We start from the raw sequence: 16,511 nt of genomic DNA on the forward strand, positions 1-16,511 counted from the left end.
GGCCCGCCGGACCGGCCACGAGGGAAGCGTGCTCTCGCGAGGTAGAGCCAGCGGTCGCGAGGTAGAGCCCGGGGGCTTCTACCTCGCGACCTGCGGTTCTACCTCGGCGTCGTTCAGCCGCAGTCGAGCGCGTCGTAGGCGACGTCGACGGTCGCGGTGACCTGCTCGCCGTCGAGCGTCGCCGTGCCCGTCACCGTCGCGGTGCCGGCCGGGGCCGACGTCGCGCGCGCCGCGAACGACTGGTACGCGTTCCTGCCGGGCGCCACGTCCGCGAACGCCTTCTGCCCGAACGGCGTCGCGAGCGTCACCGAGACCGGGACGTCCTCGCCGTTCGTCGCGCGCACGGCGACGTACGCCGTGCCCGCCAGGCAGCGCGGCGCGACCTCGACCGCGAGGTCGAGCTCGGGCTCCGTGTCGGCCGCGTGCAGCCGGACGAACGTGATCGAGTGCGCGGGGAACTCGTAGGAGAACTCCTCCCCCACGCCCGTCAGCGTCCGCTCCACCGGGACGACCCGCTCCGGGTCGGCCTTGGTGTTGGTGTCCGACGGCGCGCCCACCATCTCCGTGACCGTCGCCTGGTCCGCGATTCCCTCAGAGCCCTCGACGTGCACCTGCGTGCGCGCGGCGGTGGCGGTGGGGTTGACGACCTTAACGACGACGTCACCTGTCTCGTCGTCGCGCGTGACGACCTGGTAGAGCGACTTGGTCGACGGCTGCTCGTAGGACATCTGGAGCTCGCCGTCGAGGTAGAGCTCGATCGTCGAGCCCTCGACGACGACCTTGACGTGGTACGGCTGCCCGGCCTCGATGCTGTGGTTCTCCACCGCCTGCACCTCGTTGGCGCTCCCGCCCGACGCGCGCTGGAGGGCCTGGCGCGTGTTGTTCCACCCGCCGAGGTTCCACCAGTAGTAGTCGTTCGGACCGCCCGCGGCGAAGCCGACGAGGAAGCCCTCCGCGCCCGACGTCTTGCGCGCGTCGAGCTCGAGCGTGTAGCTCGACCAGTCCTTCGCGTACGCGCCGGCGACGATCGACCGGGCGTCGGTGACGTTCGTCGCCGACTGGACGTAGGCGCCGTCCTGCGCCGCCCACGTGCCCGACTGCGGCTCCCACTGCGACGCGCCGGACTCGAAGTCGTCCGCGAAGAGCACCTCGCCGCTCGCGTTGTCGGTGACGCGCACGTTGTCGTACTGCGCGGCCGTGTTCCACGTGGAGAGGAAGACGCCGCCGTCGAGCGTCGCGTCGGCGGGCGCCGGGCCGGAGTGCGTGCTGGGCACGACCTCGTCGCCCGCGTTCGCGGAGAACAGCTGCTGGACGTAGTAGTTCACCGAGCCCCAGGACTCGTCGTTGTCGAACCAGATCGCGTCGGGCGACCACTGGACGTACGACTCGTTCGCGAGCAGCGGCGCGTACGACGCGAGCCGCACGACGTCGGAGTTGCGCTCGAGGCCCGTCATGAAGGCGGCCTCGGACAGCGCGTTGGCGAACGTGTTGCCGCGCGACGCGTACTCGCCGAGGAACACGTGCGGCCCCTCGCGGTCGTAGGAGTCGTAGCGCTCGTCGTTCTCGAGGAACCACTGCGGGTCGTTGTAGTAGTGCTCGTCGACGAGGTCGACGTCCTGCTCGCGGTTGAACTCCCAGAGCTCGTCGAAGCGCTGGCCCGTGTCGTCCGGCCCGGAGTTCGAGATGAGCTGGACGTCCGGGTAGGCGGCCGCGATCGCGTCGCGGAACGCCGGGAAGTTGGCCTCGAACGTCTTCGTGTTCTCCTCGTTGCCGAGCCCGACGTACTTCAGGCCGAACGGCTCGGGGTGGCCCAGCTCGGCCCGCACGGCGCCCCACTCGGTCGTCACGTCGCCGTTGGCGAACTCGATGAGGTCGACCGTGTCGTCCACCCAGCGCTGGATCTGCGCGGGGTCGGTCATCTCGGGGATCGTGCTGCCGCAGCCGTTGGCGCCGACCGACACCACGGGCAGCGGCGTCGCGCCGAGGTCCTCGGCGAGGAGGAAGTACTCGAGGTACCCGATGCCGTAGGACTGGTTGTAGCCCCAGAAGTTCCAGTTGGTCGCGCGCTCCTCGACCGGGCCGATCGTCTCCTTCCACTGGTACGTGCGGCGACGGTCGGTGAAGCCCGACTCCTCGTACGTGCGGAACGTGCCGACGTTCGTCACGCAGCCGCCGGGGAAGCGCAGGAACTGCGGGTCGAGCGCGTCGATCTTCTCGGCGAGGTCCTTGCGGAGCACGGACTTCCCGTTGACCGGGCCGACCCACGTGTCCTGCGGGAAGAGCGACACCTGGTCGAGCGCGAGCGTGCCCGCCGCGCCGGAGAGCAGCGCGAGCCGCCCGGCGTTCGTCGTGCCGGTGGCGGTGAGCGTGACGTCGTACCTCTTCCACGCGTCCGAGCCGTCGACGGCGACCTGGCCGGTCGCGTATGCCGTGGTCCCGGCGGCGTCCTCGACGCGCACGGTGACGGTCTGCGCCGTCGCCGACCGCGCCCAGACGGAGAAGTCGTACGACTCCCCCTCCTCGACGAACAGCCCCGTGTTGTACCCGGCGTTGCGCACCCCGGCGCCCGCCCCGGTCGTCGTGAGGTTGAGGTAGGTGCGGTTCGTCGCGTTGAGCCGCCCGGCGTCGTTCACGACCTGGGTCGTCGCCGTCGCGCCGCCCCGGTTCGCGGCGCTCCACGCCGTGAGCCCGGTGAACGACCCGTTGTCCTGGTTGTTGAACTCGAACGACCGGTTGCGCACGAGCTCGGCGTACAGGCCGCCGTCGGCCGCGTAGTTGATGTCCTCGTAGAAGATGCCGTACAGCTCGTCGCTCATCTGGGTGCGCTCGCCCGCGAGGTCCACGGTGATCTCGTGGTCCGCGCTCGTGGCGGGCGTGATCGTCAGCTTCGTGGCCGCGTCGCGCGGACCGAGGACGAGCGCGCCGTCGGACGCGCGCACCCCGGCGTAGCGCTCGGGGTCGGCCGCGCTGCGCAGCCAGACCGTGCCGCCGCCCGCGTCGGTGAGCCGCAGCGCCGTCGCGTCCGCGCCCGCGGCCCCGAGGGAGAGCCGGGACGCGCCGGAGACGACGACGGGCCGGTCGCCGACGGCGAGCGTCACCGGGGACGTGCCCTCGGTGCCGTCGACCGCCGTCGCGGCGAGCGCGACGGTCGTCGCGGGGCGCTCGTCGTCGAGGGCGAGGCCGTCGTCGGTCGCCACGAGGTACCGGGCGTCGCCCGGGCCCGCGAGCGTGAACGTGCCGTCGGGCACCTGGTCGGCGCCCTCGGCGGCCTGGACCGCGACGTAGTCGAACGCCGCGGTGTGCGCCGCGCCGCTCTGCGCGGCGAGCGCGTAGAGGCCGACGTGCGTCGTCGGGAAGTCGACGGTCACGGAGCCCGCGGGCTGCCACGCGGTGCCGTCCCAGAAGCTCGTGGCGATCGTGTCGCCGGTGCGCTGCATGCGCAGCGTCTCCCCGGTGGAGCCCGGGCGGTCGGTGAAGGCCGCCGCGCTGAAGACGCCGCCGGTCTCGACGTCGTTCTCGATCGCGCGGCCCGACGGCGAGAGGCTGCCGACGAAGGTCAGGCCGGACCGCACGTAGTTGTCCATGTCCTGCCACGCGACGAGACCCGCGCCCTGGTAGACGGAGGCGACGGGCGCCTCGAGCCGGGTGACGACGGTGAAGTCGCCCGCCGGCACGTCGAGCAGCACGACGTTCTTCGCGCTGTTCGCGTCCTGGTACGTGTCGCCCGGCTGCGAGGTCAGCGTGAGCTTCCCCCCGCCGACGGACAGCGCCTCGGGCACGGGGTTGACGACGGTCCAGTCCGGGCCGAGCGCGGCGCCGTCGAACGTGTCGACCCACGCGCCGTCGGGCAGGTCGGGCTCCGCGGCGGCGGCCGGCAGCGACGTCGCGAGCGCCACCGTGCCGACCATGCCCGCCACGAGGGCGACCGCGACGGACCGGCGGCGGGCCGGTCTGCGCCGGGGCGTGGGGAGGGACGGGTGAACAGACGTTTCCATAGGGCTTCCTCTCATCGTCGAGAGACACGCACCATTGCGTGTGAGCGTTCACAAGTTCGGCCCGAGCCTAGTGTGAGCGCTCACATTCTACAAGGGCGGCGTCATGACACCGCCGGTCGGGCATACGCCCGAACGACCCAGGGGTGCCGGCCCCCGTCCTGCTCCGGTGACCCCGGGCCGTCGGCCCGGGCAGACGGCCGCGGCACCGGCCCCGCGCCGCGGACGTCACGAGGACGCCCGGGGCGGAGGCCGGTGCCGCCGGCTCACCTCCGCCTGACGACGAGGACGCGCTGCAGGATCACGAAGACCAGCAGCAGCACGCCGATGACGATCTTCGTCCACCACGAGCTCAGGGTGCCCTCGAACGTGATGATCGTCTGGATGAGGCCCAGCACGAGCACGCCGAGCACCGACCCGAGCACGAAGCCCGTCCCGCCCGTGAGGAGCGTGCCGCCGATGACGACCGCCGCGATCGCGTCGAGCTCCATGCCGACGCCCGTGAGCGAGTAGCCGGACCGCGAGAACATCGCGAACAGCAGGCCGCCGATGCCGGCGCACGTGCCGCTCACCACGTAGACGAGCACCTTGGTGCGCGCGACGGGCAGGCCCATGAGCATCGCCGACTGCTCGCCGCCGCCGATCGCGTAGACCGTGCGGCCGAACTGCGTGTAGTGCAGCACGTAGAACGCGATCGCCACGACGACGAGCGCGATGATGACCGCGGTCGTCAGGCGCCAGCCGTCGCCGATCTCCTGGCTCCAGCCCGCGAGCGCGACGAACGACTCGTTCGTGATCGGGATGGACTGGAGGCTGATGACGTAGCACAGGCCGCGCGCGAGGAACATCGCGGCGAGCGTCGCGATGAACGGCTGGATGTCGAACACGTGGACCATGAGCCCGACGGCGAGCCCCAGCACGGTGCCGATGAGGACCGCGATGAGGAGCACCACCGCGACCGGCCACCCGCTCTGGAGGAGCGACGCCGTCGTGATGCCCGACAGCGCCACCACGGCGCCCACGGAGAGGTCGATGCCGCCGGTGAGGATGACGAACGTCATCCCGACCGCGAGCACGATGAGGAACGAGTTGTTGATGAACAGGTTCGAGACGACGCGGGCCGAGAGGAAGTTCTCGTACCGGCTCCCGCCCACGACGAGCATGAGCGCGAGCACCGCGAACGTGCCGAGGACCGGGAGGTAGCGCCGGTCGAGGCGCACGCGGCTCGTGAGTCTCTCGGTCATGGTCGGTCGGCCTCCGGGGGCGGCGGTCTCGGCGCCCCGGGGGTCGGGCGGCGAGGTCGGGGCAGGGGTCTGCACGGCGGACATCAGGCGCTCACCTCCGCGGCCGCGGCGGCCGTCGGGGCCGCGCGACGTCGTCGGGCGGCGACCAGGTCGCGCACCTTCGGGGACTGCGCGAGGCAGACCGCGATGACGACGATCGCCTTGAACAGGGGCGTGACGGACGGCGAGATGCCGAGCATGGTCACCGTGAGGGTGAGCGTCTGGATGATGAGGACGCCGACCAGGGTGCCGGAGAGCGAGAACTTCCCGCCCGCGAGCGACGTGCCGCCGATCACGACGGCGAGGATCGCGTCGAGCTCGATGAAGAGCCCGGCGTTGTTGGCGTCGGCCGCCATGGTGCTCGACGAGATCATGAGGCCGGCGAGGCCCGCGAAGAGCGCGCAGACCGCGTAGACGGTCCAGATGATGCTGCGCGCCTTGACGCCCGCGAGTCGGCTCGCCTCGGGGTTGATGCCAACCGACTCGATGAGCATGCCGAGCGCGGTGCGCCGCGTGAGCAGCGCGACGGCCGCGAAGACGAGGCCGGCCAGCACGACCGCGACGGGGATCCCGAACCAGAACCCGGACCCGATCGACTTGAACGGTGCGCTGTTGACCGTCGTGATCTGGCCGCCCGTGATGAGCATCGCGACGCCGCGGCCCGCGGTCATGAGCACGAGCGTCGCGATGATGGGCTGGATCCCGAGGACGGAGACGAGGAAGCCGTTCCACACGCCGAGGACGAAGGACAGCGCGAGCGCGATCCCCACGGCGACGAGGACGGTCGTCAGGCTGTCCGGCGTGGGCGACGACGCGATGAAGCTCAGCGCGACGGCCCCGGAGATCGCGACCACCGCGCCGACCGACAGGTCGATGCCGCGCGTCGCGATGACGAGGGTCATGCCGAGCGCGACGAGCAGCAGCGGCGCGCCGTTCTTCAGCAGGTTGACGAGCGACCCGAAGAGGTGCCCGTCCTGCAGCCTGATGGACAGGAAGCTCGGCCGGTTGACCGTGTTGACCGCCAGCAGCACGACCAGCGCGACGATCGGCCAGAAGAGCCGGTGCTGGACGGCGCGCTGCCAGGCGGGTGCCGTGGTGCTCATGACTCCTGCCCTCCGCTCGCGATGAGCTCGACGACGTCCTCGACCGTGACGTCCTCGTCGTTGGTGATCTCCGCGACCTTGACGCGGTCGCGCATGACGGCGATGCGGTGGCTGAGCCGCAGCACCTCCTCGAGCTCGGCCGAGATGAACACGACCGACATGCCCTCGCCCGAGAGCTGGGCGACGAGCTTCTGGATCTCGGCCTTCGCCCCGACGTCGATGCCGCGCGTCGGCTCGTCCAGGATGAGCAGCCTGGGCGCCGTCGCGAGCCAGCGCGCGAGGAGCACCTTCTGCTGGTTGCCGCCCGAGAGGTTCTTGATGAGCGCGTCCGGGTTGGCGGGGCGGATCGCGAGCGCGCTGATGTACTTCTCGACGATCTCGTCGACCTGCTTGCGCGGCAGGCGCCGCGCCCACCCGCGCTCGGCCTGGAGACCGAGCACGATGTTCTCGCGGATCGTCAGGTCGCCCACGATGCCCTCGGCCTTGCGGTGCTCCGAGGAGAACGCGATCTTGCGCTGCATCGCGGAGCGCGGCGTGCGCAGCCGGGCGAGCGCGCCGCCGACGCGGACCTGGCCGCTGTCCGCGCGGTCCGCGCCCGCGAGCAGCCGGGCGAGCTCGGTGCGGCCCGAGCCGAGGAGGCCCGCGAGCCCGACGACCTCGCCCGGGTAGACGTCGAGGTCGAACGGCTGCACCGACCCCTTGCGGCCGACGCCGAGCGCCTGGACGAACGGCGTCGCCTCGCGGTCGGCGACCGAGCGCTTGGGCGCCTCCTCGAGCTCCTCGAGCACCTCGAGCGAGGTGCCGATCATCTTGGAGACGAGCTCGAGGCGCGGCAGCTCGGCGGTGACGTACTCGCCGACGAGCTTGCCGTTGCGCAGCACGGTCATGCGGTCGGAGATCTCGTACACCTGCTCGAGGAAGTGCGAGACGAAGAGGATCGCGACGCCCTCGTCGCGCAGGCGCCGCACGACGGCGAAGAGCTGCGCGACCTCGTCCGCGTCGAGGCTGGACGTCGGCTCGTCGAGGATGAGCACCTTGCACTCGACGACGAGCGCGCGGCAGATGGCCACGAGCTGCTGCACGGCGAGGGAGTGGCTCGAGAGCGAGGACGCCGGGTCGATGTCGAGGTTGAGGCGCGCGAGCATCTCTCCCGCCCGACGGCGCGTGGCCCGCCAGTCGATCGCGCCGAGGCGGCGCGGCTCGTGGCCGAGCATGATGTTCTCGGCGACCGAGAGGTTCTCGCAGAGGTTGACCTCCTGGTACACCGGCGAGACGCCGGCGGCCTGGGCCTCGCCCGGGCCGGAGAACGTGTGCTCGGCGCCGTCGACGAGGATGCGACCGGAGTCGATCGAGTAGACGCCGGTGAGCGCCTTGATGAGCGTCGACTTGCCGGCGCCGTTCTCGCCCATGAGGGCGTGGACCTCTCCGGGCCGGAGCGTGAGGTCGACTCCGTCGAGCGCCTTGACGCCCGGGAACTCGATCGAGATCCCGGTCATCTCGACGACGGGCCGACCGTCGGGGACGGCGGTAGTCATGGGTGACCTTCCGTGCAGCGGTGGCGGCGGGGCTGCCGGGCCCCGGGGCGCCTCAGGACGCCGGCGGCGTCGGCATGCCGGCGGTGGTGCGTCGGCCGCGCGCCGGGGAGCCGTGCTCTCCCGGCGCGCGACCCGTCCGTGGTGGCGGGGCCGGTCGGCGTCGACCGGCCCCGCCGGGGCGGTGCGGAGCGGGTGCCCGGAGGTCCGGGCCGACCGCTCGGCGCGCGCGGTGCGCTCAGTACTCGCGCGTCGGGAGCGCCTCGATCGCCTGCTCCTGCGTGAAGGACTCGTCCTTGACGACGATGCGCTTCTCGACCTCCTCGCCCGCGACGACCTTCTTGATGATGTCGGCCAGGTCCGGGCCGAGGAGCGGGTTGCACTCGACGATGAAGTTGATCTTGCCGTCGGCGAGGGCCTGCATGCCGTCCTTGACCGCGTCGACGGTGACGATCTTGATGTCCTCGCCCGGGACGAGACCGGCGGCCTCGATGGCCTCGATGGCGCCGAGGCCCATGTCGTCGTTGTGCGCGTACACGAGGTCGATGTCGTCGTGCGCCTGGAGGAAGCCCTCCATGACCGTCTTGCCCTCGGCACGCGTGAAGTTGCCGGTCTGCGAGTCGATGATCGTCACGTTGGGGTTGTCCGCCGTGGCGTTCTCGAAGCCGGTCTTGCGGTCGATCGCGGGCGCGGCGCCCGTGGTGCCCTGGAGCTCGACGACGTTGATGGGCTCGGTCGCGAGGTTCTCGGAGACCCAGTCGCCGGCCATCTCGCCCTCGAGGACGAAGTCGGAGCCGATGAACGACTCGTAGAGGGTGTCGTCCTCGGAGTCGACCGCGCGGTCGGTGAGGATCACGGGGATGCCGGCCTGCTTGGCCTCCTCGAGCACCGCGTCCCAGCCGGACTCGACGACCGGGGAGAACGCGATGACGTCGACGCCCTGCGCGATGTAGGAGCGGATCGCCTGGATCTGGTTCTCCTGCTTCTGCTGCGCGTCGGAGAACTTGAGGTCGAAGCCGTTCTCGGCCGTGAGCGTGTCCTGGATGGACTTGGTGTTCGCCGCGCGCCAGCCGGACTCGGCGCCGACCTGCGAGAAGCCGACGGAGATCGTGTCGCCGCCACCGCCGCCGTCGCCGCCCGCGTCGTTGCTGCTGCCGTCCGTGCTGCCGCCCCCGCTGCTGCACGCCGCGAGCGCGAGGACCGCCACGCCGGCGAGGACACCCGTCAGACGCGTGCGCGCCTTGGTCGTGCTGAACATGCTCTCCTCCTTGAGATGCGACCTCGGCGCCGTGCCGAGGACCGTCGGGTCGTGCCAGCCCCTCATCGGACTGTTGACTCTTGTTGATACATGTTTGCTTGTGTCAATGTCTAGCGGTGTCAGGGCCGCTCCCGCAAGCCCCCACTCGGCATTCCGCATCACCGTTCGGTAACCATTCCGGTCACCGCTCGGCACTGCGACGTGCTCGAGCTGCGGAGCCAGGCGAGGGGCAAGACCCCGGGCCCGCGGATGTGATCGCTCACAGCCTCCCGAGAGACGATGTTAGCGCTCACACGGCTCCAGGGGAAGCCGCCGCCCCGTCACGGTTCGGTCACGGCCGGTGGCCGGGACGGGACCGTGCACGGACGGCTCCCCCAGGCGTCAGAGGCCCTGCGCGAGGCGGTAGTAGACCTGGTTCCACCGCACCTGGTCGCGGAAGCCCCGCCGCGTCGTGCTCTCGTCGATGACCAGGAGCTCCGTGCGCGCGATGTCCGCGAAGACCTCGAACGCGTCGATCCCCGCGGCCGTGGAGAGCACCGTGTGGTGCGCGCCGCCCGCCGTCAGCCAGGCCTCGGCGGACGTCGCGAAGTCCGGCCGCGGCTCCCACACCGCACGTGCCACCGGCAGGTGCGGCAGCGGCGCGCTCGGCGGGACGACGTCCACGACGTTCGCCGTGAGCCGGAAGCGGTCGCGCATGTCCGCGAGGGACACGACGACGCCGACGCCCGGGTCGGCGTCGAACACCATGCGGACCGGGTCCTCCTTGCCGCCGATGCCGAGCGGGTGGATCTCGACGCGGGGCGTCGAGGTCGTGAGCGACGGGCAGATCTCCAGCATGTGCGCGCCGAGGATCTTCTCGCTGCCCGGGGTCAGGTCGTAGGTGTAGTCCTCCATGAGCGACGCGCCGCCGGGCAGCCCCTCGCCCATGACCTTCGCGGCGCGCACGAGCACGGCCGTCTTCCAGTCGCCCTCGGCCCCGAACCCGTAGCCCTTGGCCATGAGGCGCTGGACGGCGATGCCGGGGAGCTGGCGCAGGTCGCCCAGGTCCTCGAAGTTCGTCGTGAACGCCTTGGCGCCCACGGACTCGAGGAACGTCTCGAGCGCGATCTCCTGCCGGGCCGCGTACCGCAGCGAGGCGTGCCGGTCGCCGTCCTTGCGCAGCTCGGGGACCACGTCGTAGAGGTCCTCGTACTCGGCGACGAGCGCGTCGACGTCGGCCTCCGAGACCTCGTCGACCGCGCGCACGAGGTCGTTCACGCCCCACGTGTTCACGCTCACACCGAACCGGAGCTCGGCCTCGGTCTTGTCGCCCTCGGTCACCGCGACGTTGCGCATGTTGTCGCCGAAGCGGGCGAGGCGCAGCTCGTGCGTCGCCGCCCAGCCGGCGGCGCCGCGCACCCACGAGCCGACGCGCGCGGTGACGGCCGGGTTCGAGACGTGCCCGACGACCGTCGTGCGCGCCACCCCGAGCCGCGTCGCGACGTACGCGTACTCCCGGTCGCCGTGCGCGGCCTGGTTGAGGTTCATGAAGTCGAAGTCGATCGTGTCCCACGGCAGCTCGACGTTCGCCTGCGTGTGCAGGTGCAGGAGCGGCTTGCGGAGCTGGTCGAGGCCGCCGATCCACATCTTCGCGGGGCTGAACGTGTGCATCCACGTCACGACGCCGAGCACGCGGTCGTCGGCGTTCGCGTCGAGCATCGCGCGGCGGATCGCGCCGGCGTCCTTGAGGACGGGCTTCCAGACGACGGTCGCCGGGACGTCCGGCGACGCGTCGAGGGCGCGCGCGACCTCCTGCGACTGCTCGGCGACCTGCCGCAGCGTCTCCTCTCCGTACAGGTCCTGGCTGCCGGTGAGGAACCAGATCTCGCGGTCCGCGTAGGGCTTGCTCATGTCGGTCCATCTCTCGTGTCGTGGGCGAGGGCCGCACCGCTGCGGTCCCGTCCCGGTGGTCGTGCTGCGTGTCGTGCCGGTGCGCCGCCGGGCCCCGGGGGAACCGGGTCGGAGCGGCCCGCCGGTCAGCGCGCGGGCTGCTGCCCGTAGACGTGCTGGTAGCGCGCGTAGAGCGCGTCGACGTCGTCCTGCGCGATGCGCGTGGGCTCGCCGAGCTGGCGGCTGACGTGCACGGTGCGGGCGACCTCCTCGCACATCACGGCTGCCTTGACCGCCGCGCGCGCGTCCTTGCCGATGGTGAACGGCCCGTGGTTGCGCATGAGGACCGCGGGGCTGCGCGACCCGCGCAGCGTCTCCACGATGCCGCGCCCGATCGAGTCGTCCCCGATGAGCGCGAACGGTCCGACGGGGATGTCGCCCCCGAACTCGTCGGCCATCATCGTCAGGACGCACGGCACCGGCTCGCCGCGCGCGGCCCACGCCGTCGCGTAGGTCGAGTGCGTGTGCACCACGCCGCCCACCTCGGGCAGGTGGCGGTACACGTACGCGTGCGCCGCCGTGTCCGACGACGGCGACCGGTCGCCCTCGACGAGGGCCCCGTCGAGGTCGCACACGACCATCGCGCCGGGGGTGATGTCGTCGTACGCGACGCCCGACGGCTTGATGACGAGCAGGTCGCCCGCGCCGTCGGGCCGCGTGGCGTCCCGGACGCGCTCGGACACGTTGCCCGCGGTCCACACCACGAGCTCCCAGCGGGGCAGCTCGGCGTGCAGCGCGGCGACGCGCTCCTTGGCGGCGTCGACGGCGTCGCGCAGGTGCGCGGGTACCGCCGGGACGGCGGGTCGCGCGGCCGTCGCGTCCGCGGACGGGGTGGGCGTGCTCATGCGGGGTCCTCTCCTCCGGTGCGGGTGGGCAGCGCTGTCACGGCGGCGCGCTCGACGGCGAGCCCGGCCGCGTACCGCTCGAGGTACGCGGCGAAGCCGGCGACGTCCGCGGGGTCGGGCTCGACCGTCACGGTCTCGGCCGCCGCGAAGACGTGGTCGCGCAGGTAGTCGCCCAGGCCCGCACCCACGTCGGCGCCCGGCGCGCGCTCCCCGGCGCAGGCGCGCGCGAAGGCCGCGAGCACCGCGATGCCCCAGGCCCCTCCCTCGCCCGCCGTGCGCCCCACGCTGACGGGCGCGCCGATCGCCGCTGCGAGGAGCCGCTGCGCGACGCCCGCGGTGCGGAACATCCCGCCGTGGGCGAGCATCCCGTCGATCCGGACGCCCTCCCGCGCGAGCACGCGCATGCCGAGCGCGAGGGTCCCGAAGGCGCCGTACACCTGCGTCCGCGCGAAGTTGGCGAGCGTCAGGCGGCTGCCGGGCGTGCGGACGACCAGGGGGCGCCCCTCGTCGAGCCCGGTGATCGGCTCCCCCGCGAGATAGTTGTAGGCGAGCAGCCCGCCGCCGTCGGCGTCGCCGTCGAGCGCGGCGCGGAACAGCGCGCCGAACACGTCGTCCGGGCGCGCGTCGCTGCCGACGGCCGCGGCGAGCTCGCCGAGCAGGCCTGCCCACGCCTCGAGCTCGCTCGCGCCGTTGTTGCAGTGGACCATCGCGACGAGGTTGCCCGCCGGCGTTGTGACGAGGTCGAGCTCGTGGTGCACGGCGGCGAGCGGGCCCTCGAGCACGACCATCGCGAAGATGCTCGTACCCGCGCTGACGTTGCCCGTGCGCGGCGCGACGGCGTTCGTCGCGACCATGCCCGTGCCCGCGTCGCCCTCGGGCGGGCACAGCAGGACGCCGGGCTCCAGCGACCCCGTGGGGTCGAGCCACGCCGCGCCCTCGGCGGTCAGGCGCCCGGCGTCCTCGCCCGCGACGAGCACGTCGGGCAGCAGCTCGGCGAGCTTCGGCCCGGCCCGGTGGGTCGCGGCGCGCTCGTCGACGAGCGCGAGCAGCGCGTGGTCGTAGTCGCGCGTCGCCGGGTCGACCGGGAACATGCCGGACGCGTCGCCGACGCCGAGCACGTGGCGGCCCGTGAGGCGCCGGTGGACGTACCCGGCGAGCGTCGTGAGCGACGCGACGCGCGCCGCGTGGGGCTCGGCGTCGAGGATCGCCTGGTACCAGTGGGCGACCGACCAGCGCAGCGGGACGTTGTACCCCAGCAGCTCGGTGAGCTCGGTGGCGGCCGGGCCGGTCGAGGTGTTGCGCCACGTGCGGAACGGGACGAGCAGCTCGCCGTCGGCGTCGAACGCGAGGTAGCCGTGCATCATCGCGGAGACGCCGAGCGCCCCGTACGTCGTGGGTCGCACGCCGTACCGCTCCTCGACGTCGGCCACGAGGCGCGCGTAGCACTCGCGCAGCCCCGCCTCGACGGCGTCGAGCGGGTACGTCCACGTGCCGTCCTCCAACCGGTTCTCCCAGGCGTGGCTCCCGCTCGCGAGCGGCGTGCCGTCGCCGTCCACCAGGCACGCCTTGATCCGCGTCGACCCGAGCTCGATCCCGAGCGCGGTGTCCCCCGCCACGACGGCCGCCCGACGGCGCCCGACCTCGTCCTGCTGCACCATTGCTGCTTCTCCTCGTCGCGGCGTCGCGCCTCGGTCGTTGAGTGTCCTTCGAATGTTAGCGCTCACAACCGGCGAGGCCAACTCTCTCCGCGCTCGCCCGCGCGAGCGCGCGGTCAGTCGCGCGGCGTGCCCGTGCTCTCGCGCACCATGAGCTCCGGCGGGATCGAGACGGGACGGACCGTCGCGCCCGCCAGCGCGTCGATCATCATCCCCATGCACCGGCGGCCCAGGGACCCGAACGGCTGGCGCACCGTCGTCAGCGGCGGGATGAAGTGCCCGGCGCCCGCGACGTCGTCGAACCCGACCACCGAGACGTCCGCCGGCACCCGCACGCCCTGCTCCCAGAACGCGCGCAGCAGGCCGAGCGCGAGCTGGTCGTTGCCCGCGAACACCGCCGTCGGGCCATCGCCCGCGCGGACCGCGGCCGCGAGCTCGCGCCCGACGGCGTACCCGCGGTCCGACGACCAGTCGCCCCGCACCGGCTCGGGCACCGGCGCGCCGTGCTCCTCGAGCGCGGCGCGCCAGCCCGTCTCGCGCTCGCGCGCGTCGAACCAGTCGAGCGGCCCGGACAGGTGGAGCACCGTGCGGTGGCCCAGGCCGAGCAGGTGCTCCGTCGCGACGCGCGCACCCAGGCGCTGGTCCACGGCGATGGACAGGATCGCCCCTGGCGCACCGAGCGCACCGGGCGCAGGGCGCACGACGTCGGTCGCCTCGCCGTCCGCGGGGAGGTCGCGCGCGGCGATCATGATGACGGGGACCGGCGCGCGGAACGAGTCGACCGCCGCCGCGACGTCCGTCTGCGGCGCGATGACGACGATGCCCTCGACGCCCTGGTCCATGAAGTGCTCGAGCACGCGGTGCATCGTGTCGGCGTCGTAGCGCCGGATCGTCGCGACGCTCACGAAGTAGCCCTGCTCGCGCGCGGCCTCCTCGACCGCGATGAGGGTCGACGTCGGCCCGTACAGCGCGGAGCCGGTGGTGACCACGCCGATCGTGCCCGAGCGCATCGTCACGAGGGCGCGCGCCGCGCTGTTGCGGCGGTAGCCGAGCGTCGCGATCGCGTCGAGGACGCGGTCGCGGGTCTCGGGCCGCACGCTCGGGTGGTCGTTGAGCACGCGGGACACGGTCTGGTGCGAGACGCCGGCGAGCCGCGCGACGTCCGACATCGCGGGCGGGCGCGTGCGGGGCGAGGGCCCGTCGCTCACGACCCCGCCCCCTCGGTCCCCGCGCGCGGCGCCGGGGCGTCCGCGAGCGCCGCCGCGAGCTCGGCCGAGCGGTCGCGCGCGGCCTCGAGCGCGTCGAGGAACGCGGCGCGCACCCCGCCGGCGTCGAGACGGCGCAGGGCCGCGACCGTCGTGCCGCCCGGCGAGGAGACGCGCTCGCGCGCGATCGCCGGGTGCTCGCCCGTCTCGCGCAGCATCGTGGCCGCGCCGTGCACGGTCGCGGTCGCGAGCTCGAGCGCCGTCGCGCGCGTCAGGCCGAGCAGCACGCCCGCCTCGGCGAGCGCGTCGATCACGTAGAAGACGTACGCGGGACCCGAGCCGGAGAGCGCGCCGACGGCGTCCTGGTTCTTCTCCGCGACGCGCACGACGAGGCCCGTCGCGGCGAGCAGCCGCTCGACGAGCGCGACGTCGTCGTCGTCCGCGGCGCTCCCGCCGCTCACGGCGCTCACGCCCGCGCCCACGACGGACGGCGTGTTCGGCATGACCCGCACGACCGCGGTGCCCGCGGGCAGCCGCTCCTCGTAGAAGGCGGTCGGGAGGCCGACGACGACGCTCACGACGACCGTGCCCTCGCCCACCGCGTCGTGGACCTCGGCGAGCAGCGCGGCCACGTCCTTCGGCTTCACCGCGACGACGACGACCCCGGCCCCGCGCACGGCCTCGACGTTGTCGCGCGTCGTCCGGACGCCGTGGCGCGCGGCGAGCTCGTCGGCGCGCTCGGGCCGGCGGACCGTGGCGACGACGTCGTCGGGTCGCCACCCCGACGCGAGCGCACCCGCGAGGACGGTCTCGCCCATGACGCCCGTGCCGAGGACGGCGAGCCGGGGCGCGGGCGGGGTCGGCAGGTCGGTCATGGGCGATCAGCTCCCGGAGGTCGGTGAAGGGCATTCTTGCGCACCCGGCGGGTGCGGGCCGCCGCGAGGGCCCCGGTGCTCAGAGCGGGAAGGCGGCGTAGACGTCGGCCACGACGTCGGCGGGCCCCGTCGCCTGGAGGACGGCCGTGTCGTTGCGCCACGTGACAGTGGCCCGGCCGTCGCCCGCGTCGGTCACGGCGTACCGGCCCGCGACCTCCCCGGCGACCTCGACGTCGCCCTCCTCCGTGGGCGTGCCCGCCGCGGCGACGAGGTCGTCCGCGGCGGCCTCCGCCTCCGCGGACGTCGGCCACTGGCCCGCGACGACGGTGACCCGGGTCGCGTCGTCCCCCTCGCCGTCGGCGTACTCGAGCTGGTACGCCTCCAGGGCGCGCGCGGCGGTCCACGCGTCCGTCGCCGAGTCGCTGCGGAGCACGAGGTCGAGCACGGTGTCCGGGAGCGCCTGCGCGAACGCGGTCGTGCCGGTGCGTGCCACGGGCTCGAGCGTCGGCGTGGGCGGGTCGGCCGTGACGGTGACCGTCGGCTCGGGCTCCGCCGCGGCGTCCGAGCGGGCGAACCCCGGCCACACCCACGCGAGGAGCGCCAGCACGAGGCCGACGACGACCAGGAGGCCGACCAGCACGACGAGCCGGCGGCGCCGGTACACCGCCGCCGACGGGGGGCGGGAGTGCCGCCGGTCGCGCGCGCCCGTCGCGTCGGCGGGACGGCGGGGACCCGACGGGCCCGACGCGCCCGCCCTCGGCCCGGGGCGCGCCGGGGTGGCGGCCCGTCCTGGCGTGCCCCCGCCGGGCGGCTGGCTCATCGCGCGCACCTCTC

The 16,511-nt window shown here is 73.2% G+C and carries 11 protein-coding genes; all 11 read right to left on the reverse strand.

Annotated elements, in window-relative coordinates; all coding sequences use genetic code 11:
- Positions 1–113: 113 nt before the first annotated feature.
- The 11 genes from B9L22_RS01930 to B9L22_RS01980 all read right to left on the reverse strand — a co-directional run bounded on the left by B9L22_RS01930 (position 114) and on the right by B9L22_RS01980 (position 16,497).
- A complete protein-coding gene (locus B9L22_RS01930; protein WP_158097131.1) occupies positions 114–3,995 on the reverse strand; it encodes an alpha-L-arabinofuranosidase C-terminal domain-containing protein in 3,882 nt (1,293 codons plus the stop codon).
- Positions 3,996–4,258: 263 nt separating this feature from the next.
- Complete coding sequence (gene yjfF, locus B9L22_RS01935) at positions 4,259–5,236, reverse strand: galactofuranose ABC transporter, permease protein YjfF (protein ID WP_086149613.1); 978 nt, start codon at positions 5,234–5,236, stop codon at positions 4,259–4,261.
- A gap of 83 nt (positions 5,237–5,319) precedes the next feature.
- Positions 5,320–6,378 (reverse strand): ABC transporter permease, encoded by a 1,059-nt coding sequence (locus tag B9L22_RS01940; RefSeq protein ID WP_086149020.1) that lies wholly within the window; start codon positions 6,376–6,378, stop codon positions 5,320–5,322.
- Entirely contained in the window at positions 6,375–7,913 is a 1,539-nt protein-coding gene (locus tag B9L22_RS01945) for a sugar ABC transporter ATP-binding protein (protein WP_086149021.1), read from the reverse strand. The genes B9L22_RS01940 and B9L22_RS01945 overlap by 4 nt, the downstream gene beginning before the upstream one ends.
- 235 nt (positions 7,914–8,148) lie before the next feature.
- Positions 8,149–9,168, reverse strand: a complete 1,020-nt coding sequence (locus B9L22_RS01950) for an ABC transporter substrate-binding protein (protein ID WP_031315144.1) — start codon at positions 9,166–9,168, stop codon at positions 8,149–8,151.
- A 381-nt stretch (positions 9,169–9,549) separates the two neighbouring features.
- Positions 9,550–11,058 (reverse strand): L-arabinose isomerase, encoded by a 1,509-nt coding sequence (araA, locus tag B9L22_RS01955; protein ID WP_021479858.1) that lies wholly within the window; start codon positions 11,056–11,058, stop codon positions 9,550–9,552.
- Positions 11,059–11,183: 125 nt separating this feature from the next.
- Complete coding sequence (locus tag B9L22_RS01960) at positions 11,184–11,942, reverse strand: L-ribulose-5-phosphate 4-epimerase (RefSeq protein ID WP_086149022.1); 759 nt, start codon at positions 11,940–11,942, stop codon at positions 11,184–11,186.
- Positions 11,939–13,600 carry a xylulokinase gene (locus B9L22_RS01965; RefSeq protein ID WP_086149023.1) on the reverse strand — a complete coding sequence of 554 codons (1,662 nt, stop codon included), beginning with the start codon at positions 13,598–13,600 and terminating at the stop codon, positions 11,939–11,941. Before B9L22_RS01965 ends, B9L22_RS01960 begins: the two co-directional genes overlap by 4 nt.
- A 113-nt stretch (positions 13,601–13,713) precedes the next feature.
- Entirely contained in the window at positions 13,714–14,766 is a 1,053-nt protein-coding gene (locus B9L22_RS01970; RefSeq protein WP_034655503.1) for a LacI family DNA-binding transcriptional regulator, read from the reverse strand.
- Between the two features lie 35 nt (positions 14,767–14,801).
- Positions 14,802–15,677, reverse strand: coding sequence for a pyrroline-5-carboxylate reductase (proC, locus tag B9L22_RS01975; protein WP_086149024.1), 876 nt, complete (start codon positions 15,675–15,677; stop codon positions 14,802–14,804).
- Between the two features lie 79 nt (positions 15,678–15,756).
- Entirely contained in the window at positions 15,757–16,497 is a 741-nt protein-coding gene (locus B9L22_RS01980; RefSeq protein WP_143317014.1) for a hypothetical protein, read from the reverse strand.
- Positions 16,498–16,511 lie beyond the last annotated feature (14 nt).

Origin of the sequence: Cellulosimicrobium sp. KWT-B, from assembly GCF_002127155.1 — a bacterium.
Taxonomy (GTDB): Bacteria; Actinomycetota; Actinomycetes; order Actinomycetales; family Cellulomonadaceae; genus Cellulosimicrobium; species Cellulosimicrobium funkei.

Coding starts and splice junctions, on each gene's coding strand:
- B9L22_RS01930 (WP_158097131.1), bottom strand. CDS start 3,995: ATGGAAACGTCTGTTCACCCGTCCCTCCCCACGCCCCGGCGCAGACCG.
- B9L22_RS01945 (WP_086149021.1), bottom strand. CDS start 7,913: ATGACTACCGCCGTCCCCGACGGTCGGCCCGTCGTCGAGATGACCGGG.
- B9L22_RS01960 (WP_086149022.1), bottom strand. CDS start 11,942: ATGAGCACGCCCACCCCGTCCGCGGACGCGACGGCCGCGCGACCCGCC.
- B9L22_RS01980 (WP_143317014.1), bottom strand. CDS start 16,497: ATGAGCCAGCCGCCCGGCGGGGGCACGCCAGGACGGGCCGCCACCCCG.
- yjfF (WP_086149613.1), bottom strand. CDS start 5,236: ATGACCGAGAGACTCACGAGCCGCGTGCGCCTCGACCGGCGCTACCTC.
- proC (WP_086149024.1), bottom strand. CDS start 15,677: ATGACCGACCTGCCGACCCCGCCCGCGCCCCGGCTCGCCGTCCTCGGC.
- B9L22_RS01940 (WP_086149020.1), bottom strand. CDS start 6,378: ATGAGCACCACGGCACCCGCCTGGCAGCGCGCCGTCCAGCACCGGCTC.
- B9L22_RS01965 (WP_086149023.1), bottom strand. CDS start 13,600: ATGGTGCAGCAGGACGAGGTCGGGCGCCGTCGGGCGGCCGTCGTGGCG.
- araA (WP_021479858.1), bottom strand. CDS start 11,058: ATGAGCAAGCCCTACGCGGACCGCGAGATCTGGTTCCTCACCGGCAGC.
- B9L22_RS01950 (WP_031315144.1), bottom strand. CDS start 9,168: ATGTTCAGCACGACCAAGGCGCGCACGCGTCTGACGGGTGTCCTCGCC.
- B9L22_RS01970 (WP_034655503.1), bottom strand. CDS start 14,766: ATGTCGGACGTCGCGCGGCTCGCCGGCGTCTCGCACCAGACCGTGTCC.